This window comes from Flagellimonas oceanensis, from assembly GCF_003992595.1.
Classification (GTDB): domain Bacteria; phylum Bacteroidota; class Bacteroidia; order Flavobacteriales; family Flavobacteriaceae; genus Flagellimonas; species Flagellimonas oceanensis.
On the sequence record NZ_RZNA01000049.1, the window covers coordinates 87,272 to 107,338 of the forward strand.

Here is a 20,067-nt window from a genome sequence, read left to right on the forward strand (position 1 = left end):
ACTTCTGAAATATTCTGCAAAACTACATTTTTCCGTGTATTGGAAAAAGTTAAGTATCTTGATATAAACCGACTTTACCCCTAACTTTGGAAAAATGCACCAATGAAAATTTCTATATCAACTTTTAGTACTTCCTTTTTATTATTGATTTTCTTGCTTATCGGATGTAAACAAGAAAATAATCCAGAAGCTTTGGCCAATACTGCTTCTGCCAAAAAAACAAATGAGCAGCCACCCAAAGTTCCACTTTCAGATGATTTCAAGGAGTATTGGTACGCTGGAGAAGCGGAAATAACTTCGTACGAACTGAAGCAAGCACGATATGGGGAATTAAGGGAAGGCAAGGCTGTTTTGATTTACGTTACCGAACCCTTTTTGCCCCAAGAACAGGTTAAAGCAAACAATAGCAACCCTGAAAACGTATCGGTCTTGAAATTGAACGGCACTAAAAAGTTTTTAACGGGTATCTATCCCTATTCCATCATGAGCAGTACATTTTATCCTGTTTATGACAATCAGCATGCTCTTAAAACAAGTCTGTCGGTTCAAGAATGGTGTGGACATGTATACTCCCAACTTAACAACCGGGAACAGTTTGAGTTCACTTCACATTCCTATTTTGAAGGAGAGGCCGATCAAGCATTCGCGATGGAAAAAGCAATTCTTGAAAACGAGATCTGGACCAAAATCCGAATCAATCCCGAAAATCTTCCTGTGGGCAGTATCTCCATAATTCCTTCTCTCGAGTTTATTCGGTTAAGCCATCAAGAAATAAAAGCTTATAATGCCAATGCTCAACTTTCATCTAAAGATGGCCTTACAACTTACTCCATTTCTTACCCAGAATTGGAACGAAATTTGATGGTAAAATTCACGACTGACTTCCCCCATTCCATTGAAAGTTGGACGGAAGAATTTAAAAGTGACTTTGGTCCCGATGCAAAAAGAATGACAACTTCGGCCACCAAAATCAAGTCACTAAAAACTGCCTATTGGCAACAAAATGACAACAATAATTTAATATTAAGGGATAGTTTAGGTTTGTAACAGCAACGAATTGCTATGTTAAAAGTCTTGTAAAGAAACGGATGACTGCCTACAAACTACCTATATTTGAATTAACCACTAAACGACCAACTATGAAGCATTTTTGGGTACTCCTTTCCATAACCACATTAATTTTCACGAACGCTTTTGCCCAAAAACCCGATAAACTTACTGCTTCGGAACTATTCCACGAAATCCAAAAACTCAATTTTTTGGGCACAGCACTTTACGTCGCGGCACACCCCGATGACGAAAACACAAGTCTGATTTCCTATCTCGACAACCATGAAAAGGCAAGGACTGTTTATCTCTCCATGACCCGTGGCGATGGTGGTCAAAACTTGATTGGTTCTGAGTTGGCCGAGCTTTTAGGCGTATTGCGAACACAGGAACTTTTGGCCGCAAGACATATGGATGGCGGGGAACAACGATTTACCCGTGCCATCGACTTTGGGTTTTCCAAACACCCAAAAGAAACTTTGAAAATTTGGGATAAAGACAAAGTATTGGCCGATGTGGTTTGGGCCATTCGCAATATAAAACCCGATGTGATCATCAACCGTTTTGATCACAGAACGCCTGGTTCCACGCACGGACACCATACCTCTTCCGCTATTTTGAGTATGGAGGCCTTTGACATTGCCAATGATTCCAATGTGTATTCGGACCAATTACAATGGACCACACCATGGCAACCCAAACGTATTTTTTACAACACATCGTGGTGGCAATACGGAAGCCAAGAAGCCTTTGAAAAGGTTGACAAATCCGGCATGGTAAAGTTTGATGTTGGAACGTATTATCCTGAACTCGGGCTGTCCAACAACGAAATTGCGGCCATGGCACGTAGCCAACATCTATGCCAAGGGTTTGGCAGGTTGACCGACAGGGGCTCTTCCAACGAATACATTGAACTTTTAAAGGGAGACATGCCCAAAGAGAATGATGTTTTTGATGGTATCAATACAACTTGGTCGCGCGTTGAAGGAGGCGAAGCTGTTGGCGATATTTTATATAAGGTTGAGGAGGATTTCGATTTCCAAAACCCAGCCAAACATATCCCTGAACTTGTTCAAGCCTATCAATTGCTGCAAAAGGTGGAAGATGAGCATTGGAGGGCATTAAAATCAAAAGAGCTTAAGAATATCATCTTGGCGGCGGCAGGTTTGTACCTGGAAGCAAGCTCTGCGAGTTCTTCCGCTACTCCTGGAAGCAAGGCGACCATCAATATAGAAACCATCAACAGGTCGACTCCGAGTATTACTTTAAAAGAAATCGATATTGTTGGAGTTGGTGCCAAATTGACCCCAAACAAAGTCTTGGGAGACAATCAAAGAGAAAATTTTGAAATCAGTTTTACCATTCCCGAAAACACTTCATACACTAGTCCCTACTGGTTAAATGAACCTGGAACTTTGGGAACCTATACCGTGAATGATCAAACCTTGATTGGTAAACCAGAAACTCCAAGCGCTTTCAAAGCAATTTTCACTTTAGCCATTGACGGTGTTGAAATCCCTTTTGAAAAATCCGTGGTGCACAGGTATTCCAAACCGGACAAAGGCGAATTGTACGAACCCTTTGCCATTTTGCCCGAAGTAACTTCCAAGATTGATGAAAAGGTCTTGATTTTTGCCACTTCGGATACCAAAGAGGTTCAGGTAAAAATAAGAGCAGGAAAAAATGATGTTTCTGGATCAGTTGTGCTGAACCACCCATCAGGATGGGTAGTCACGCCAAAGAGTATTCCATTTTCCATTGCGCAAAAAGGAGAGGAAATCCCTGTTGTCTTCAATGTTACTCCACCCAACACAGAAAGTGAAGGGAAATTAGAGCCAAAAGTTACCCTCAACAATAAAGTGTTCGACAAAGAACTGGTGGAAATCAGTTACGATCATATCCCAAAGCAATCCGTATTGCTTCCATCCGAGGCCAAGGTGGTTCGTATGGACATCAAAAAATCCGGAGAGCATATTGCCTACATCATGGGTGCTGGGGACAATGTACCCGAAAGCTTGGAGCAAATAGGTTACCAAGTGCACATAGTGGACCCCAATGATATTCAAAATGGGGATTTGGACAATTATGATGCTGTAGTGGTTGGAATTAGAGCCTACAATGTGGTGGATGCCCTAAAATTCAAACAACCCGTCCTGTTTGAGTACGTTAAAAATGGAGGCACTATGATCGTGCAGTACAATACTGCTGGAAGATGGGCCAGTCAATTCGAAAATATTGCACCTTATGATGTAACACTCTCCAGGGACAGGGTTACTGACGAAAATGCCGAAATTGAAATATTGGCGCCCAACAATTCATTGGTCAACTACCCGAACACCATCACACAAAAGGATTTTGATGGTTGGGTACAAGAACGTGGATTGTATTTTCCGAGTGAGTGGAGTTCAGAATTCACACCTATTCTCTCCATGAAAGATGAGGGCGAAACTGACAAACAAGGAAGCCTTATTGTAGCACCTTATGGAGAAGGTCATTATATTTACACAGGATTAAGCTTTTTCAGGGAATTGCCTGTTGGGGTTTCGGGAGCGTACAAACTCTTTGCAAATATGCTTTCCGTAGGAAAAGATGAAGTAAAAAGAGACAGTAATGTCAAAGGATAATATGGATACCAAATTTGAATGGAAAAAGGAATACAGCATTGTAATCCTTTTAAACGCCATATATATATTGGTTTTTTACCTCATAATGATTTTAAACAATTAGCACCCTGAATGGCATTACTCGACTGGATTATTCTTGGTAGTACCCTACTCTTCATCGTTGCATACGGTGTTTGGAAAACCCGTGGCAACAATAATGTGGACGACTATGTACGTGGTGGCGACAACGTAAAGTGGTGGACCATTGGTCTATCCGTTATGGCTACACAGGCAAGTGCCATTACCTTTTTATCCACACCAGGGCAAGCCTTCCACGACGGAATGGGCTTTGTACAGTTTTATTTTGGACTGCCCATGGCCATGATTGTTATCTGCTTGGTGTTTATTCCCATTTATAAAAAACTAAAGGTATTTACCGCTTACGAGATGCTCGAAGGCCGTTTTGACCTGAAAACACGTACTCTTACCGCCCTTTTGTTCTTGGTGCAGCGTGGATTGGCCGCGGGAATCACAATTTTTGCTCCCTCCATTATTTTATCTGCGGTATTGGGATGGGATTTACGAACGTTGAATATAATCATTGGGATTCTGGTAATCATTTATACCGTTTCCGGGGGTACCAAGGCGGTTAGTGTCACCCAAAAACAACAGATGTTCATCATCATGTTGGGGATGTTCTTTGCTTTCTTTTTTATCATGGGGGCATTGCCAACGGACATTTCTTTTGGTAAAGCTTTAAAAATAGCAGGAGCCAACAATAAACTCGATATTCTTGATTTCTCTTTTGATACCGATAACCGATATACATTTTGGAGTGGTATCACAGGTGGTTTCTTTTTGGCATTGGCCTATTTTGGAACAGACCAGAGTCAGGTGCAGCGATATTTATCAGGTAAATCTGTTCGTGAAAGCCAGTTGGCTTTGATTTTCAATGGTATTTTTAAAATACCAATGCAGTTCTTTATCCTGTTGGTTGGTGCCATGGTGTTTGTTTTTTACCAGTACAACTCCTCTCCCCTCAACTTTAACCCTGCTGCAACCGAGGCTGTGTTGCAATCGGAATACGCGAATGACTATAAGACGCTTGAGAAGGACCATAAAGAATTGGAGAAAGAAAAACGAATGGCACAACATTCTTTCTCCTCCGCATTGGAGCTCAAAGAGTATAATGCCATTGAACAGGCAAAGCAGGATATCATCAATATAAATGAAAGGGAAAAAGATAACAGAGAGGCAGCAAAGACCATAATCTCAAAAGCGGATGCTACCGTGGAGACCAATGACAAGGATTACGTATTTATCCACTTTATCCTGAACAATTTGCCCATGGGGCTTATTGGTCTGTTATTGGCTGTTATTCTCTCTGCTGCGATGTCATCGACTGCATCGGAGTTAAACGCTCTGGGAACCATTACAGCTTTGGATTTGTATAAAAGGAATGTCAAAAAAGAGCATGACCAAGAACATTATTTAAAGGCTACCAAGGCATTTACCCTGCTTTGGGGAATCATTGCGATTGTGATTGCCAATGTGGCCAATCTTTTTGACAACCTTATCCAGTTGGTCAATATCATCGGTTCTATTTTCTACGGAAATGTACTGGGTATATTCTTACTGGCCTTCTTCTTCAAATTTGTGAAAGGAAATGCTGTTTTTGTGGCGGCCATCGTCACTCAAATTATTGTGATTGTTGGTTATAATCTAGACTGGATGTCCTATCTGTGGTTGAACGCCTTCGGATGTGTTTTGGTCATAGTTTTGGCCATTATCACTCAAATGTTCGACAATTTTTTAGGTAACTCCTCATCTATTCAGGAATAAAAAAAACCCACTGAAAAGTGGGCTCTTTTTATTATTTTAAGGAAATAGGCTTCAATTACATTTTCGCCCACTCTTTCAATGAATCTTTGTTCATTTTCACATAATCAGGATTGCCTGCAGCTTGAGCAGCGGCCAAGGATTTTTTAGCAGCTTCAACAGCAGCTTCCTTGTCTCCTAGCTTTGCATAGATCAAGGATTGGGTGCGCATCATCCAATAGGCACTTCCATCCCCCATTTCAACAGCCTTGTTTACCCATTCCTTAGCTTGTTCCATATTCATGCCTTCCGCAAAATAATAAGAACCTGCAGCAAAATAATCGTTGGCAGTCAAATCTTCCTTGCTTTCCATGGTTTCCTTGATGCTCTTGAGAGCCTTATCCACTGTGGGAACAATGAAATCAACACCAACATAAGTGTTCTCCCACATAATGCCCAAGGTTCCCCCATTGTTGTGAAGATCATCTATAGTAATAGTGAATGATTCAATGGGCATGGGAATCTCAAAGGTTTCAACTTTTACGGTAGCAGCAACTTTAGATGCATCCCACTCGGCAGGATTTCCCCAATTATCTGTTGCTGTATAGAAAAATACTTCCCATACTGCTTCATCGGGTCTTGTGTAAATGGCATATGTGCCAGCTTTCAGTTCCTTTCCCTCTACGGTTACATCATCACTGAAAGAAATAGTTGTGTTCTCATTGGCCCCTGTTCTCCAAATGGCACCATAAGGAACCAAGTCCCCAAATATGGTCCTACCCTTCATTGCAGGGCGTGAGTATTTAACAGTAACATCCGTCAAACCAACCTTTTGCTCCAATGTAGAGGATGGGCTGGGTGCTGGTGTCTGTATTTGTGCTTCCAAAGAAAAACACATCGACACCGCAAATAATAAGAGTGTAAATTTTTTCATAGTTATTGTATGTATTAATTGTTCAGCTGAACAAAATTAAAATAAAGCGATACGCTATTTGTTAATTAATCCTTAAAACAAAAATAGGAAATAAATGGCTCTGATTTAATTTTTGTTTAACTATTTATTATTTTAATTAAACATTTTACTGCTATCTTTGTGTAAATTCATTTAGATGCAACTCTATCAATTAAAATCCAAGCAAGTATTTCCCATCAGCAAAAAAGAAGCTTGGGATTTTCTATCGGACCCCAAAAACCTAGCAGTGATTACCCCAAAGCACATGGGGTTTCATATCTTGGCAGGAGCTGATAGGCCTATGTTTCAAGGCCAAGTGATTCAATACATTGTAAAACCGTTTCCGTTCGTCTCTACCAAATGGGTTACCGAAATTACCCATGTAAAGGATGGGGAATACTTTGTGGATGAGCAACGTTTTGGCCCCTACTCGTTATGGCACCACAAACACTTTTTGAAAGAAATTCCAGAAGGTGTGGAAATGGAGGATATTATCGATTATAAATTGCCTTTTGGATTTTTGGGACAGTTAACACACCCACTCCTAGTAAAAAAACAGTTGCACAAGATTTTTGAGTTTCGGGAAAAGAAGCTTGCTGAGTTATTCGGCCAAGTGGATGGAAAAGAGAATTTTTTAAGTATTGGAAAAGTATAACATGAAAAAGAATATATTATTGATTGGTGGTTCTTATGGTATTGGCTTGGAGATGGCCAAAAAGCTCTCCAAGGACAATCAGGTGTTTGTAGCCAGCCGAAGCAACGAAGAGCTTTCAAACATAGACGTTACCCACATTCCCTTTGATGTTTTGAATGATGACATCAGCGAAAAATCAATTCCAGAACAACTGGATGGCTTTGCATATTGTCCAGGGAGCATTAACCTGAAACCATTTAAAACAATGGGGATTGATACAATTCAAAATGATATGGAAATCAATTTCATTGCATTGGCCAAAACGGTCAAATCCATCATCAATAGAATGAATGAAAGTTCCAGCATGGTCTTTTTTAGCACAGTTGCCGTGGGAACAGGAATGCCTTTTCACACCAGTGTTTCGGCAGCAAAAGGAGCCATAGAAGGCTTTGCGCGTGCCCTGGCGGCAGAATACGCGCCAAAGGTAAGGGTAAATGTCATCGCTCCTTCGCTAGTGGACACGCCCTTATCGGAACGACTATTGAGCAATGACAAGAAAAAAGAGATGATGTCCGAAAGACATCCCATGAAAAGGGTTGGCAATACAGCGGATATTGCGAACATGGCTACCTTTTTGTTGGATTCCAATAATTCATGGATCACAGGACAAGTTATTGGGGTCGATGGTGGAATGTCTAGCTTAAATGTGAGTTCATGAAAGACAAAGTCATAGTTTTTTGGTTCAGGCGTGATTTGCGCCTAGATGACAACGTTGGGCTTTATCAAGCGCTACAAAATGATGTTCCTGTACTACCAATATTCATTTTTGATACCGAAATACTGGAAAACCTCCCTAAAAATGATGCAAGGGTCACATTTATCCACAAGCAGCTTCAAAAAATTAGCAATCAGCTTAGAACCAATCATGGCAGTAGCATTGCACAATTTCACGATACCCCGAAAAAGGTTTTTAAACAACTATTGGATGACTTTGACATTGAAGCCGTCTACACCAATCACGATTATGAACCTTATGCCAAAAAGCGTGATGAAGAAATAAAATCACTTTTAGAGGAAAACGATGTGCAGTTCAACACGTTTAAGGATCAGGTCATTTTTGAAAAAGATGAAGTAGTAAAGGACGACGGAGACCCTTATGTGGTGTACACCCCATTTATGCGAAAATGGAAGGAAAACTTCAATCCATCCACACATCTGGTGGAATATGATACGCTGAGCGACCTTGGTAAAAACCTATATGAATCCAAAAAATTACCAAGACTTTCCTTGGAAGATATGGGATTTGAGGAGTCCTCCATCGAGGTTCCCGATTATACGGTAACTTCAGGTTTGATTCAAAAATACGAGGACACACGGGACTACCCAGCCAAAGAAAAAGGAACTTCCCGACTGGGTCCCCATTTACGATTTGGCACGGTTTCCATCCGAAAAATGGTTAAGAAAGCCATTGATGAAAAGAACGAGACCTTTTGGAACGAATTGATTTGGAGAGAGTTTTTCATGCAGATTCTCTGGCATTTTCCACATACCGTCAATAAAGCTTTTAGAGCCAAATACGACAGAATCGAGTGGCGCAACAACGAAGAAGAGTTTGAAAAGTGGAAAAAAGGTGAAACAGGCTACCCACTGGTCGATGCTGGAATGCGAGAACTCAATGAAACAGGATACATGCACAATCGGGTTCGCATGTTGGTCGCCAGTTTTCTCTGCAAACATCTATTGATTGATTGGCGCTGGGGCGAAGCCTACTTTGCAGAAAAGCTGCTGGATTACGAAATGGCCAGCAATGTTGGTAATTGGCAATGGGCCGCAGGCAGTGGTGTGGATGCTGCTCCCTACTTCAGGATATTCAACCCTACCACGCAAATCAAAAAATTCGACAAGGACAAAAAATACATCAACACCTGGGTGCCTGACTTGCAGGAATTAAGCTATCCTGACCCTATCGTCGACCATAAAATGGCCCGTGAAAGATGTTTGAAAACGTATAAAGAAGCCGTCAGTTGAAGCTTTTTCGTTAATTTTATTTCCCTTAATTACATTCCACAATGAAAAACCCCGTTCTACAAACCTTTCCGTTAAGTTCTCCTTGGCAAACCTTAGACCCATTTTTATTCAGCGTGTACCATTTGGACCATTTTCCAAAAGGCAATGGCGAAATGGGACCAGACGAATCCTTGCTCAAAGGAAGAAACTTGGGTAGTGATTTTGACCCGAGCAATGAATGGCGGATGTACCACGGACAGACCATACCGGGATTTCCATCCCACCCCCATTGTGGCTTTGAAACCATAACCATTGTCAACAAAGGCTTTTGTGACCATTCTGATTCCTTGGGAGCAGCTGGAAGATTTGGTAAGGGCGATGTACAATGGATGACCGCTGGAGGAGGTGTGCAGCACTCCGAAATGTTTCCATTATTAAAAGATGATGAGGGAAATACGCTGGAATTGTTTCAAATTTGGTTGAACCTACCCAAAGCCGGAAAGTTCGTAGATCCTCATTTCAAAATGCTCTGGAATGAAGATATACCGATTGTAGAAGAGCAAAATGCAAAAATCAAAGTGGTTGCTGGCACCTATAAGGATGTAAACCCCGTTCCTCCAGCCCCGGATTCATGGGCTGCCACTACTGAAAACGAGGTGGCAGTTTGGAACATTCATGTGGATGCTGATTCAGAATATATGCTGCCAAAGGCAAATTCTTCAGAAGTAAACCGTGTACTATATTTTTACGAAGGGGATAACATCCAAATCGGGGATAAAAAAGTTAATCCCAACTTTGGAATTGTTATGGACCCAACCCAAGACGTCAACATCAAAATAGGCTCTGAAACAGCACATTTTATGTTGTTGCAAGGCAAACCCATTGGCGAACCCGTTGCCAAATACGGTCCCTTTGTGATGAACACCCAAACCGAAATACAAAAAGTAATGGAAAATTACCGCCTTACCCAATTTGGCGGTTGGCCTTGGCCATATCCTGACAATGTTCATGATAAGGATAAGGGGAGATTTGCACTCTATCCTGATGGAAAATTGGTTGAGAAAGAATAACCTTTTTCTTACAGTTAGCTTTGTTTCAACGATTTAGGGGCTTTTAAATGGAATTCTTCATAAATTACTGCCAGCCAGAACCAATTGAATAGAAATCAACCTACAACTATTCAATAAACCAACTTTGTATGAATGTGTCCCAACCATCAATTTTGCATGCCCTAATTTTTTGTTGTATTACACATCTTTGTTTCTCTCAGACCAATGAGATTGACAGTCTTCAAAACTTACTTGAAACAGCGAATGACACTACCCGAGTCAACACACTTAAAGAATTGGGGAGAAAGTTTAGGTTTCAAAACAAAGAAATGGCCATTAAATATGGCTTACAAAGTTTAGAAGAAGCTAAAGAGATAAACTTTACCCTAGGTGAAATCAAAGCATTGTACGACATTGGCCTTACTTATGGTATGACAGGGGACTATGCCACATCCCTGGGATATTTTAATAAGGCCCAATCCCTGGCATTGGAGCACGGGAATTTTCAAATTGTTCTTGATACTTATAATTCTTTGGGTATTGTATACAAACGTATAGGGGATTACCCAACAAGTCAGAGTTATTATTTAAAGAGCATTAAGTTGATTGATTCATTGAACTTGGGATTGGATGTTTCTCCAATATATGTCAATTTAGGGGTGCTACATTATCAGATGGGCCAAGACAAACAAGCCGTTGATAATTTTGAAAAGGCATTGGAACTTGTCCCAGAATCCAATCGTGAAGAACGCGAGCACTTTGTTCTTGTCAACTTAGCAGTGCTGGACTACCAAAATGGAGATTATGAAGTCGCATTAAACAAGTTTTTAAAAGCTGTTCCGTATAGCAAAGAGCGAAACGACAACATTTCTCTGTGTACTAAATACTCAAACATCGGTAGTTGTTACTTTAATTTGGGACAATGGGCATAAGCAGAGAAATATTTTTTTAAATCTTTAGAATTGGTTCAAAGCCTTTCTTTGAAAAAGGAAATTGCCGGGGCCTACTACAATCTAGCAAACCTAAGGTTTAAACAAAAGCGGTATAATGACGCGATGGATTACTCCAAACAAAACATCCAAGCTTTAAGCCAAATTGATGGGTACGATGACAAAGTAGAACCGCATCAGCTGACTTTTGAAATAAATGAGACCATTGGTAGACAGTCAAATGCTATTTATCATTTAAATCAGAAAATGGCATTCAAAGACAGCCTGATGAACGAAACCAAGGTCAAGGAAACACAGAACCTTCAAATCCAATGTAAAGGACAGGGAAATCGAGGCAAACGAACTTCAACTTGCTTTGCTCAACACCAGGGTGAAGCAGAACAAGAAAAGGTTGATCTATTTCATCATCATCTTGGTTTTGTTGTTGTTCTCTGCGAGCCTCCTCTACTTTAGGTTTTTGGCGAAGAAAAAATCAAATGCCCTGCTCCGCGAGAAGAACAAGTTGATATCCTAACAAAAGGATATGATCAGCGATATGAACAGGCAATTGGAAAAGAGAATGCTCCGGGCTCAGATGAACCTGCATTTTATCTTTAATTCCCTGATTTCCATCCAACACTTGATCAATACGGATCAATAAAAAAAGGAGCTCTTGTTTATCTTTCGAATTTTTCAAAACTGCTTCGGCAAGTTTTGGAAAGTTCGGTCGATATTACACTGGTCCTTCGGGAGGAGCTTGAGCTCTTGAAAATATATGTGGAATTGGAAGCGCTGTGTTTTGATGACTCCTTTAGTTATTCCTTTGACATTGATGAAGATTTGGGCATCGACAAACATGAAATCCCCATGTTTTTGGTCCAACTCTACATCGAAAATGCCATTATTCATTTTTGATACCCAAAATAGGTAAGAAACACTTGAGCATTTCCTTCAAGGACAAGGAGAACAACATTGAGTGTGTGATTGAGGACAATGGTGTTGGGAATCCAGCATTAAAGCCGGAAAATAATCAAAGAATATCCAGAGGCATGTCCATTACTTCAAAAAGAATCAATGCGCTGACGAAATTCACAAACCAAGAATTGGTACAAGTGGAAAGCCTCAACAAAAATGATAGCACGGGTACAAAAGTGACCATTTTAATCCCAAAGGATTAGCTAGACACATTAAACCCTCACAATATTCGCTCCGATGGCACGCAAGCGTTCATCGATGTTTTCGTAACCACGGTCAATCTGTTCGATATTGTGAATGGTAGAAGTTCCCTTGGCGGACAATGCTGCAATTAAAAGGGACACCCCTGCCCTAATATCGGGAGAAACCATGGTAGTGGCCTTCAATGTGGATTTAAAATCATGTCCGATAACAGTAGCCCTATGCGGGTCACACAGAATGATTTTTGCTCCCATATCAATGAGTTTGTCCACAAAGAACAATCGGCTCTCGAACATTTTTTGATGAATGAGCACCTCTCCCCTTGCTTGTGTGGCGACCACTAGAATAATGCTCAACAAATCAGGAGTAAGTCCTGGCCATGGGGCATCCGCAATCGTTAGGATAGACCCATCAATAAAATTCTGTATTTCGTAACCCTCTTCGTGCTTCGGAATAAAGATATCGTCGTTTTTTCGCTCTACATTAATTCCTAACTTTCGGAAGACTGTGGGGATTTGACCTAAATCATCCCAACTCACATTTTTGATGGTCAATTCACTCTGGGTCATTGCGGCCAAACCTATCCAGCTACCAATCTCGATCATATCGGGCAACATGGTGTGTTCGGTCCCTCCCAAAGAATCCACCCCTTCAATCTTCAATAAGTTGGAACCAATTCCCGAGATTTTAGCTCCCATGCGGTTCAGCATCTTGCACAATTGTTGCAAATAAGGTTCGCAAGCAGCATTGTAAATTGTGGTGGTACCTTCGGCCATCACAGCAGCCATTACAATGTTGGCGGTTCCCGTAACGGAGGCTTCATCCAAAAGCATGTACGTTCCCGTAAGCTTATCGGCCTCTACGCCATAGAAGTATTCCTCTTTATTATAACGGAACTGGGCTCCAAGTTTGATAAAGCCCTCAAAGTGGGTATCCAATCTTCGTCTTCCGATTTTGTCACCACCAGGTTTAGGGATATACCCTTTACCAAATCGTGCCAATAAAGGCCCGACCAGCATAATGGAACCACGGAGTCCGCGACCATCTTCTTTGAACTTAGCGGATTGTAGGTAATCCAAATTGACATCATCTGCCTTAAACGTATATGAACCCTTGCCTTTTTTCTGGATTTTTACTCCCAAATCCTCAAGAAGGGCAATCAATTTATTGACATCGACAATGTCAGGTATGTTGTTTATGGTAATTTTCTCCTCTGATAGCAATACGGCGCAAAGAATCTGTAGTGCTTCGTTCTTTGCTCCCTGAGGCGTGATTTCACCATGTAATTGGTGTCCGCCCTCTATTCGAAATGTACCCATGTATTCCTTTGGAATTTAGTATCGTTTTTTGCGACTTCTTTGTCCTTTTTTACCGCGGTTGTTGTTGGACTTGTTAGACCTACTTGGTCTATTTTTAAGGAATTGTCCACTCTCCGTCAGACTCTCATCACTTTTGGCCAAATCAATCTGTCCATCGCTCAATTCCTTCAAGTGATTGAATATGACAACATCTTCTACCGTGTCCTTGTTCCAAACCAGATAGCATTTTTTCATGTGGTTGGCAATGGCGTACTCCAAACCAGACCTTTTATCCCCTTTATCCCACTTTACAGCTTCATCAATCATTCTCTTGATGTTGTTCCCATAAAATCGATACTTCGGATGGTTTTGCGGGTACTCCAAAGGTTCTGGGCGTTGTTGCAAAACTTCTTTTGAGGTAATTGGGAAGGGTGAATCCACGTCCAACTTAAAGTCGGCCATGATAAACAATTGGTCCCAAAGCTTATGCTGAAAATCAGGAACATCCCTTAAATGCGGCTGCAAATTTCCCATCACGCTGATGATGGATTTGGCCACTCTGTTCCGTTCATCACGGTCTTCAATGGTTACTGCATGATCCACCATTTTCTGAAAATGACGACCATATTCGGGAATAAAGAGTTTTGGACGCTCTGTATTGTATTCTAGGTTATATACTTCGTTCAAACTTGTGTGTTTATGATTTGATAATTGGAAAGTCAATCCGATAACGCCTGCAAATTAATAAAATTATGGCAAACAAAGGGTTTAGAGGGAAATTACCCCTTCCACAACCGAAACTTCCTTGTATTTTTCAATGACCGCATCGGGATCTTTCAAATTTACTGTTACTGATAGACTGGTATAAGTTCCCTTCTTGGATTTTTTAGATTCTATCACAGCCCCTGTATTGTCGAAAATATCTTGAATTTGAGAAATCCGTTTTTCATCCGTTGGAACAATGAATTTGTAGAGATATGTTGAAGGCCAATTGGTGGTCTCCAATAATTGTTCACGAAGTTTTGCGTAAAACTCTTCTGTGTTCTTTTTGTCCATACCGCAATTTTCTACAAATATATGGCTTAACCAACGATTTTTTTTCCTTCGAGCGATTTCATTACTTTGTATCATTAATTCAAGGTCTTTGGGCAAGAGCAAGGTAGTTATAACAGGAGCCCCTGGAACAGGGAAAACATCCATCGTAAATGGATTGGAGAGCAAGGGTTTCCATTGCTTTCATGAGATTATTAGGGACATGACCTCCAAAGCAAAAGAACAAGGTCAGTCCGAGGAGTATATTTCCAACCCGCTTGTATTTGTTGACGATGCACTGCAGTTCAACAAAGACTTGCTGGAGGGTAGGACATCCCACTACAGGGAATCGCTAAGCCTGAATGCTCCAATAAGCTTTTTTGACCGTGGCATACCGGATGTATTGGCCTATATGGACTTTTTTGGTCAGGAGTACGACGATTTTTTTACTTCGCATTGCGAAAACCATAGATACGATTCAGTTTTCATTGTTCCACCTTGGAGAGAGATCTATGTTTCCGATAACGAACGAATGGAAACCTTTGAAGAAGCAGAGAGCATTCATCATTCCTTGATGAAAATCTATACACAATTTGGCTATGACCCCATCGAAGTGCCAAAAGATGCAGTCCTAAATCGGATTGACTTTATTTTGGAAACACTTAAAAAACAATAGTGCATAAGGACACCACAAGTATTTTAAAACAATTTTGGGGGTATGATGATTTCAGGGGTTCCCAAAAGCAAATCATCAATACAGTTCTTTCCGGACAAGATGTGCTGGCCCTGATGCCCACTGGTGGAGGTAAATCCGTTTGTTATCAAGTGCCTTCGCTGGCCATGGAGGGCATCTGCATTGTAGTATCACCTTTGGTGGCACTCATCCAAGACCAAGTAGCGCAATTAGAAAAGCGAGGTATCAAGGCCATTGCTTTAACGGGAGGGATTCCACCCAGCGAGCTGAACGATCTATTGGACAATTGCCTGTATGGCAACTATAAATTTTTATACCTGTCCCCAGAACGCTTGCAACAAACCATTGTTAGGGAGCGAATCCAACAAATGAACGTGAACCTTATCGCTATAGATGAGGCCCACTGTATATCACAATGGGGAAACGATTTTAGACCAGCTTATTTGGAATGTTCCGTTTTAAAGGAGCTTGTGCCCAATACCCCGATGATTGCTCTAACCGCAACAGCCACACCAAGAGTTGTAGATGATATTGTGGAGAATTTGGAATTGGAAAATGTCACAGTGTTCAAAGATTCCTTCTCTCGCTCCAATATCAATTTTAAAGTAAAGCGTTCCGAGGACAAGCTATACCAGCTTAAAAAGTATATGGAGAAAATTCCCGGAAGTGCCATTGTGTATGTACGCTCTAGAAAGATGTCCATTTCGCTGGCCAACTTTTTGATCAAGAAAGGCATCTCAGCTTCTTTTTTTCACGGAGGCATCCCTAAATCGGACAAAGAAGAAAAACTCAATCTTTGGTTAAACGGAAAAGTAAGGGTGATGGTCGCTACCAATGCGTTTGGTATGGGCGTGGACAAACCGGATGTCCGGTTAGTGGTTCACTACCAAATACCCGATAGTTTGGAAAGTTATTTTCAAGAGGCAGGAAGAGCTGGACGTGACGGAGAACCCTCCACGGCAATCATCATAACTTCCAACGAAGACGAGGATAAGGCCAAGCAACAGTTTTTATCCACATTGCCAGATGTGGCTTTCGTGAAACAGGTCTATTCCAAGCTCAACAATTACTTTCAGATTTCCTATGGCGAGCTTATCTCCGAACCTTTGGCTTTCAAATTCAACGAGTTTTGTAAACGATACGAATTCAATCCGAACATGACCTTTAATGCCATCCGCATTCTAGATCAGAATTCCGTGCTGTCGCTTGCGGAGAATTTCAAGGAAAAAACCACCCTTCAATTTGTGGCTTCCAAAACCGAGATTTTTAATTATCTGGATAAAAACAAAAAAACCGCACCTATCATCCAAACGATTTTACGGACCTACGGAGGCATTACCGATTACGAGACCAAAATCAACTTGTATATGCTCTCCCAAAAAACAGGTACAAGTGAAGAACGGTTAAAACAAATACTGCAGCAACTGGCGGATGATAACATCGCGGCGTACGAAAACAATACTTCCGATCTGGAAATCACTTTTTTGGTGCCCCGTGAAGATAATCATACCATTAACTTGTTCGCCAAAAAAATCAAGGGTTTTAATCAGGTGAAAGAAAACAATATGGCCGCTATGTTGGGCTACATTTCCAATAAAAAGTTATGCCGTAGTGTTTACCTGCTGAATTATTTTGGGGAAAAGACTGCGGAAAAGTGCGGTACATGCGATATTTGTACCAAGAAAAAAGTACTGGCCTCTCCACACGACCTGGAGCAAAGGGTCTTGGAGCTTTTGGACATTCGCCCACATACTTCCCGACAATTGGAGAAAGAAACGGGCATCAATGAAAAGGAACTTTTAAAAACACTGGAAAGACTACTGGAAGATGAGTTGGTCTCCCTAAACTTTAAAAATGAGTACATCAAAACATAATCCCCTTCGTATTGTTTTTATGGGCACCCCGGATTTTGCCGTGGGCAGTCTCGAACAGCTTATAAAAGCTGATTTTAATGTAGTCGGTGTCGTTACCGCGCCGGACAGACCTGCAGGTCGTGGGCGTAAGGTGCAAGAATCGGCCGTAAAACAATGTGCTACAAAACATAACTTAAAGGTATTACAGCCCACTAATTTAAAAGACAAAGCTTTTTTGGAGGAGCTCAAAAGTCTTGATGCCAATTTACAGGTGGTGGTCGCCTTTAGAATGCTACCCAAAGCGGTTTGGCAAATGCCCGAACACGGCACCTTTAATCTACATGCTTCCCTCCTGCCCCAATATCGTGGTGCGGCACCCATCAACTGGGCCATAATCAATGGGGAAACGGAAACGGGCGTGACTACATTTTTTATTGATGAAAAAATAGATACGGGCAGTGTCATACTTCAAAAAACAACATCGATATTACCTGATGATAACGTAGGGACTTTACACGATAGATTGATGGAACTGGGTTCCCATTTGGTTGTGGAGACCTGTAAACAAATTGAGGCGGGAACGGTCAAAAGGCAAAAGCAAGACGAAAGTGCAGCACTTAAACCCGCTCCAAAAATCCATAAGGAGACTTGCCGCATTGATTGGGAAGCATCCATGGAAGATATTTACAATCATATTAGAGGATTGAGCCCTTACCCAGGTGCATGGACGGAATTGGTGAACGGAGATAAAGCCGAAGCCATGAAAATCTTTACAACCGAAATGGAGCAGGCTGACCATAACTACGAGATCGGTAAACTGATTGCAGAAAAAAAATCATTGAAGGTAGCTGTCCAAAATGGGTATATTTCTCTTTTGGAATTACAGTTGCCAGGGAAGCGAAGAATGCAGTTCAACGAGGTTTTGAATGGGCTAAATCTGGAAAACAAGGCACATCTTCGCTAAAGCCTTGCTATGATTGGGCTGCGAAAAGTTGTCATTTTTTTCCGACTTTATCAACAAACGTTTCAAGTTATCAACAAAAACCCCGATTTCCCTTGGTTTTACTTGCGTGAGTTGCAAATCCATATAAATTTGTTCAGCATTAAAATTATATTAACAACAATTAATTTAATTCCATTATGAACAAAACAGAATTAATCGATGCTATGGCAGCTGATGCTGGCATCACTAAAGCAGCAGCAAAAAAAGCATTGGAATCTTTCTTGGGAAATGTAGAGGGAACGCTTAAAAAAGGAGACAGAGTTTCCTTGGTAGGTTTTGGTTCTTGGTCAGTTTCTAAAAGAAGCGCTAGAGAAGGTAGAAATCCACAAACTGGAGCTACTATTAAGATTGCCGCTAAGAACGTTGTAAAGTTCAAAGCAGGTGCTGAATTGAGCGGTGCAGTAAACTAATCAATTATTTATTTAATATACGAAAGCACTCCTTTTTGGGGTGCTTTTTTAGTTTATATGCATCTTGTTTTTTTGCATATTTTGAATATTATGTTAAATTTAAGTACAAGAAGAAATGTAAATGGTAAGCCAAAAGCCTAAAAAAGGGAATTTACTTGTTGCGGAACCTTCACTTACCGGTGATGTTTCTTTCAACAGGTCCGTTGTACTTATAGCAGAACACAATCACGAAGGTTCAGTGGGCTTTATTTTAAATAAACCTCTTGATTATACCATTTGCGACCTGGTTTCCGATATTACCATTCCTTTTCAAGTTTTCAATGGTGGCCCGGTGGAGCAAGACAATCTCTATTTCATACACAAGGTCCCTGAACTCATTGAAAACAGCATTGAGATTTCCGATGGTATTTTTTGGGGCGGCAATTTTGAAATGACTGTGGAACTCATCAACAGTGGAACCATAACAGAACAAGATATTCGCTTTTTCTTAGGATATTCCGGATGGGGAACCAGCCAGCTGGACCAAGAACTTTCATCAAAATCTTGGGTAGTGGTACCCAACGAATATGAAAGCAGTATTCTTGAAAAAGCCGCCAATGCCTTTTGGAAAGAAAAAATGGTGGAATTGGGCGGGGACTATCTACTCTGGTCCAATGCTCCCGAAAATCCTTCGCTCAATTAACCGATTCGGGCTTTGGCATTCAATTTGCCCACCAAGCTCTTCGCTACTTTGGATTCATACTCTTTTTTCCTGTACTTGCTGATAGGCTTAATACCTACGATGGAGTTGGTAATGAACAGTTCATCCACTTTTTGAAGTTCAAAAGGAGAAATGGAGTCCTCCACCAAATCGTACTCTTCAGAACCGGCAATGATTTTCATAAGGTTTTTACGGATGATGCCATCCAAACAACCATCACTCAGGGGAGGGGTTTTTATTTCGTTGCCCTTCACTAAAAACAGGTTTCCGTTAATGGCCTCCACTACTTTTTTGTCGGTATTTACCAATAAACAGTTGGCATAGCCATTTTCTTCGGCATATACCCCAGCGACCACATTCAATATTTTATTGGTGGATTTTAAGTTGGAAAGCATATCCTTGTTCACATAATAGTCCTTGAACAATTCCACTTCGTAATCCCCATCGTCAAGAATGAAAAAAGGAGATTCCATATCGCGCGTTTCAATCACGTAGGATACATCGTTGGTACTTGGGGTATACAGTCCGCCCTCGTTCCTAAATACGGTCAAACGCACTCGAACTGCTCCACTTTCCTGATTCTTGGAGCTAATGGTCTTCTTTATCTCCTCTTCCAGAAATTCCAAGGTAAACTCCATGGGGATTTCCATCCGTAGAATACGCATGGATGCCATTAACCTAAAGTAGTGGTCTTCCCAAAAAAATAGGGTTCCATTTACATAACGAACCGTCTCAAAAAGAGCGTCGCCATACTTGAACGCCCTGTTGTTTTGTGTAAAAATCGCTTTATCCGCTGCTAAAAGCTCTCCATTGTAATTGACCATAAAAAAGTCCCGATTTAAATCGGGACCAAAGATACGGT

The 20,067-nt window shown here is 41.0% G+C and carries 22 protein-coding genes; 16 read left to right on the top strand and 6 right to left on the bottom strand.

The window, feature by feature from the left end:
• Nucleotides 1-102 precede the first annotated feature (102 nt).
• The 3 genes from EO132_RS16235 to EO132_RS16245 all read left to right on the top strand — a co-directional run bounded on the left by EO132_RS16235 (nucleotide 103) and on the right by EO132_RS16245 (nucleotide 5,492).
• The gene (locus EO132_RS16235) at nucleotides 103-1,047 is read left to right on the top strand and encodes a septum formation inhibitor Maf (RefSeq protein ID WP_127138869.1); all 945 of its coding nucleotides are present in this window, start codon (nucleotides 103-105) and stop codon (nucleotides 1,045-1,047) included.
• A gap of 92 nt (nucleotides 1,048-1,139) precedes the next feature.
• The gene (locus tag EO132_RS16240) at nucleotides 1,140-3,671 is read left to right on the top strand and encodes a PIG-L family deacetylase (RefSeq protein ID WP_127138870.1); all 2,532 of its coding nucleotides are present in this window, start codon (nucleotides 1,140-1,142) and stop codon (nucleotides 3,669-3,671) included.
• Between the two features lie 111 nt (nucleotides 3,672-3,782).
• Nucleotides 3,783-5,492 (top strand): sodium:solute symporter family transporter, encoded by a 1,710-nt coding sequence (locus EO132_RS16245; protein WP_127138871.1) that lies wholly within the window; start codon nucleotides 3,783-3,785, stop codon nucleotides 5,490-5,492.
• Nucleotides 5,493-5,547: 55 nt separating this feature from the next.
• Here the strand turns inward: EO132_RS16245 and EO132_RS16250 are convergent, their stop codons facing one another.
• Complete coding sequence (locus EO132_RS16250; RefSeq protein ID WP_127138872.1) at nucleotides 5,548-6,402, bottom strand: DUF2911 domain-containing protein; 855 nt, start codon at nucleotides 6,400-6,402, stop codon at nucleotides 5,548-5,550.
• A gap of 175 nt (nucleotides 6,403-6,577) precedes the next feature.
• Between EO132_RS16250 and EO132_RS16255 the strand changes: the two genes are divergently transcribed.
• The 6 genes from EO132_RS16255 (at nucleotide 6,578) to EO132_RS16280 (ending at nucleotide 11,513) form a co-directional block, all read left to right on the top strand.
• Nucleotides 6,578-7,075 (top strand): SRPBCC family protein, encoded by a 498-nt coding sequence (locus tag EO132_RS16255; protein ID WP_127138873.1) that lies wholly within the window; start codon nucleotides 6,578-6,580, stop codon nucleotides 7,073-7,075.
• Between the two features lies 1 nt (nucleotide 7,076).
• The gene (locus tag EO132_RS16260) at nucleotides 7,077-7,772 is read left to right on the top strand and encodes an SDR family NAD(P)-dependent oxidoreductase (RefSeq protein ID WP_127138874.1); all 696 of its coding nucleotides are present in this window, start codon (nucleotides 7,077-7,079) and stop codon (nucleotides 7,770-7,772) included.
• Entirely contained in the window at nucleotides 7,769-9,082 is a 1,314-nt protein-coding gene (locus EO132_RS16265; RefSeq protein WP_127138875.1) for a cryptochrome/photolyase family protein, read from the top strand. The genes EO132_RS16260 and EO132_RS16265 overlap by 4 nt, the downstream gene beginning before the upstream one ends.
• Before the next feature lie 41 nt (nucleotides 9,083-9,123).
• Nucleotides 9,124-10,131: a pirin family protein gene (locus EO132_RS16270; protein ID WP_127138876.1), complete on the top strand. Its 1,008-nt coding sequence runs from the start codon at nucleotides 9,124-9,126 to the stop codon at nucleotides 10,129-10,131.
• Nucleotides 10,132-10,439: 308 nt separating this feature from the next.
• Nucleotides 10,440-11,042 carry a tetratricopeptide repeat protein gene (locus tag EO132_RS16275; RefSeq protein ID WP_164732365.1) on the top strand — a complete coding sequence of 201 codons (603 nt, stop codon included), beginning with the start codon at nucleotides 10,440-10,442 and terminating at the stop codon, nucleotides 11,040-11,042.
• Nucleotides 11,043-11,090: 48 nt separating this feature from the next.
• On the top strand, nucleotides 11,091-11,513 hold the full coding sequence (locus EO132_RS16280) for a hypothetical protein (RefSeq protein ID WP_127138878.1): 423 nt from the start codon (nucleotides 11,091-11,093) through the stop codon (nucleotides 11,511-11,513).
• Nucleotides 11,514-11,532: 19 nt separating this feature from the next.
• On the opposite strand, the gene EO132_RS19815 is transcribed toward EO132_RS16280, so the two are convergent.
• Nucleotides 11,533-11,736, bottom strand: coding sequence for a hypothetical protein (locus EO132_RS19815; protein ID WP_262707595.1), 204 nt, complete (start codon nucleotides 11,734-11,736; stop codon nucleotides 11,533-11,535).
• 17 nt (nucleotides 11,737-11,753) lie between these two features.
• Here EO132_RS19815 and EO132_RS19685 point away from each other — a divergent pair, with 17 nt between their 5' ends.
• Together EO132_RS19685 and EO132_RS16295 are read left to right on the top strand one after the other, a co-directional pair.
• Entirely contained in the window at nucleotides 11,754-11,954 is a 201-nt protein-coding gene (locus EO132_RS19685) for a hypothetical protein (RefSeq protein ID WP_164732366.1), read from the top strand.
• On the top strand, nucleotides 11,951-12,217 hold the full coding sequence (locus EO132_RS16295; protein WP_127138881.1) for a hypothetical protein: 267 nt from the start codon (nucleotides 11,951-11,953) through the stop codon (nucleotides 12,215-12,217). The genes EO132_RS19685 and EO132_RS16295 overlap by 4 nt, the downstream gene beginning before the upstream one ends.
• A gap of 9 nt (nucleotides 12,218-12,226) precedes the next feature.
• Here EO132_RS16295 and murA read toward each other — a convergent pair whose 3' ends face one another.
• From murA to EO132_RS16310, 3 genes are all read right to left on the bottom strand, one after another.
• Nucleotides 12,227-13,534, bottom strand: coding sequence for a UDP-N-acetylglucosamine 1-carboxyvinyltransferase (murA, locus tag EO132_RS16300; RefSeq protein WP_127138882.1), 1,308 nt, complete (start codon nucleotides 13,532-13,534; stop codon nucleotides 12,227-12,229).
• Nucleotides 13,535-13,549: 15 nt separating this feature from the next.
• On the bottom strand, nucleotides 13,550-14,200 hold the full coding sequence (locus EO132_RS16305) for a DUF4290 domain-containing protein (RefSeq protein WP_127138883.1): 651 nt from the start codon (nucleotides 14,198-14,200) through the stop codon (nucleotides 13,550-13,552).
• 81 nt (nucleotides 14,201-14,281) lie between these two features.
• Nucleotides 14,282-14,569 (bottom strand): DUF493 family protein, encoded by a 288-nt coding sequence (locus tag EO132_RS16310; RefSeq protein WP_127138884.1) that lies wholly within the window; start codon nucleotides 14,567-14,569, stop codon nucleotides 14,282-14,284.
• 88 nt (nucleotides 14,570-14,657) lie between these two features.
• Between EO132_RS16310 and EO132_RS16315 the strand changes: the two genes are divergently transcribed.
• The 5 genes from EO132_RS16315 to EO132_RS16335 all read left to right on the top strand — a co-directional run bounded on the left by EO132_RS16315 (nucleotide 14,658) and on the right by EO132_RS16335 (nucleotide 19,187).
• Complete coding sequence (locus EO132_RS16315) at nucleotides 14,658-15,221, top strand: AAA family ATPase (protein ID WP_127138885.1); 564 nt, start codon at nucleotides 14,658-14,660, stop codon at nucleotides 15,219-15,221.
• The gene (locus EO132_RS16320) at nucleotides 15,221-17,113 is read left to right on the top strand and encodes a RecQ family ATP-dependent DNA helicase (protein WP_127138886.1); all 1,893 of its coding nucleotides are present in this window, start codon (nucleotides 15,221-15,223) and stop codon (nucleotides 17,111-17,113) included. The genes EO132_RS16315 and EO132_RS16320 overlap by 1 nt, the downstream gene beginning before the upstream one ends.
• Complete coding sequence (gene fmt / locus EO132_RS16325; protein WP_127138887.1) at nucleotides 17,094-18,056, top strand: methionyl-tRNA formyltransferase; 963 nt, start codon at nucleotides 17,094-17,096, stop codon at nucleotides 18,054-18,056. Before EO132_RS16320 ends, fmt begins: the two co-directional genes overlap by 20 nt.
• 176 nt (nucleotides 18,057-18,232) lie before the next feature.
• The gene (locus tag EO132_RS16330; RefSeq protein WP_014034238.1) at nucleotides 18,233-18,505 is read left to right on the top strand and encodes an HU family DNA-binding protein; all 273 of its coding nucleotides are present in this window, start codon (nucleotides 18,233-18,235) and stop codon (nucleotides 18,503-18,505) included.
• Nucleotides 18,506-18,626: 121 nt separating this feature from the next.
• Entirely contained in the window at nucleotides 18,627-19,187 is a 561-nt protein-coding gene (locus EO132_RS16335) for a YqgE/AlgH family protein (RefSeq protein WP_127138888.1), read from the top strand.
• On the opposite strand, the gene EO132_RS16340 is transcribed toward EO132_RS16335, so the two are convergent.
• Nucleotides 19,184-20,029, bottom strand: a complete 846-nt coding sequence (locus tag EO132_RS16340; RefSeq protein ID WP_127138889.1) for an aminotransferase class IV — start codon at nucleotides 20,027-20,029, stop codon at nucleotides 19,184-19,186. The two genes, EO132_RS16335 and EO132_RS16340, sit on opposite strands and share 4 nt — an antisense overlap.
• Between the last annotated feature and the right edge of the window lie 38 nt (nucleotides 20,030-20,067).

Bases quoted from the DNA above. Each gene is read 5' to 3' on its own strand.
- EO132_RS16235 (WP_127138869.1), top strand. From the start codon at position 103: ATGAAAATTTCTATATCAACTTTTAGTACTTCCTTTTTATTATTGATT.
- EO132_RS16240 (WP_127138870.1), top strand. From the start codon at position 1,140: ATGAAGCATTTTTGGGTACTCCTTTCCATAACCACATTAATTTTCACG.
- EO132_RS16245 (WP_127138871.1), top strand. From the start codon at position 3,783: ATGGCATTACTCGACTGGATTATTCTTGGTAGTACCCTACTCTTCATC.
- EO132_RS16250 (WP_127138872.1), bottom strand. From the start codon at position 6,402: ATGAAAAAATTTACACTCTTATTATTTGCGGTGTCGATGTGTTTTTCT.
- EO132_RS16255 (WP_127138873.1), top strand. From the start codon at position 6,578: ATGCAACTCTATCAATTAAAATCCAAGCAAGTATTTCCCATCAGCAAA.
- EO132_RS16260 (WP_127138874.1), top strand. From the start codon at position 7,077: ATGAAAAAGAATATATTATTGATTGGTGGTTCTTATGGTATTGGCTTG.
- EO132_RS16265 (WP_127138875.1), top strand. From the start codon at position 7,769: ATGAAAGACAAAGTCATAGTTTTTTGGTTCAGGCGTGATTTGCGCCTA.
- EO132_RS16270 (WP_127138876.1), top strand. From the start codon at position 9,124: ATGAAAAACCCCGTTCTACAAACCTTTCCGTTAAGTTCTCCTTGGCAA.
- EO132_RS16275 (WP_164732365.1), top strand. From the start codon at position 10,440: ATGGCCATTAAATATGGCTTACAAAGTTTAGAAGAAGCTAAAGAGATA.
- murA (WP_127138882.1), bottom strand. From the start codon at position 13,534: ATGGGTACATTTCGAATAGAGGGCGGACACCAATTACATGGTGAAATC.
- EO132_RS16310 (WP_127138884.1), bottom strand. From the start codon at position 14,569: ATGGACAAAAAGAACACAGAAGAGTTTTACGCAAAACTTCGTGAACAA.
- fmt (WP_127138887.1), top strand. From the start codon at position 17,094: ATGAGTACATCAAAACATAATCCCCTTCGTATTGTTTTTATGGGCACC.
- EO132_RS16330 (WP_014034238.1), top strand. From the start codon at position 18,233: ATGAACAAAACAGAATTAATCGATGCTATGGCAGCTGATGCTGGCATC.
- EO132_RS16335 (WP_127138888.1), top strand. From the start codon at position 18,627: ATGGTAAGCCAAAAGCCTAAAAAAGGGAATTTACTTGTTGCGGAACCT.
- EO132_RS16340 (WP_127138889.1), bottom strand. From the start codon at position 20,029: ATGGTCAATTACAATGGAGAGCTTTTAGCAGCGGATAAAGCGATTTTT.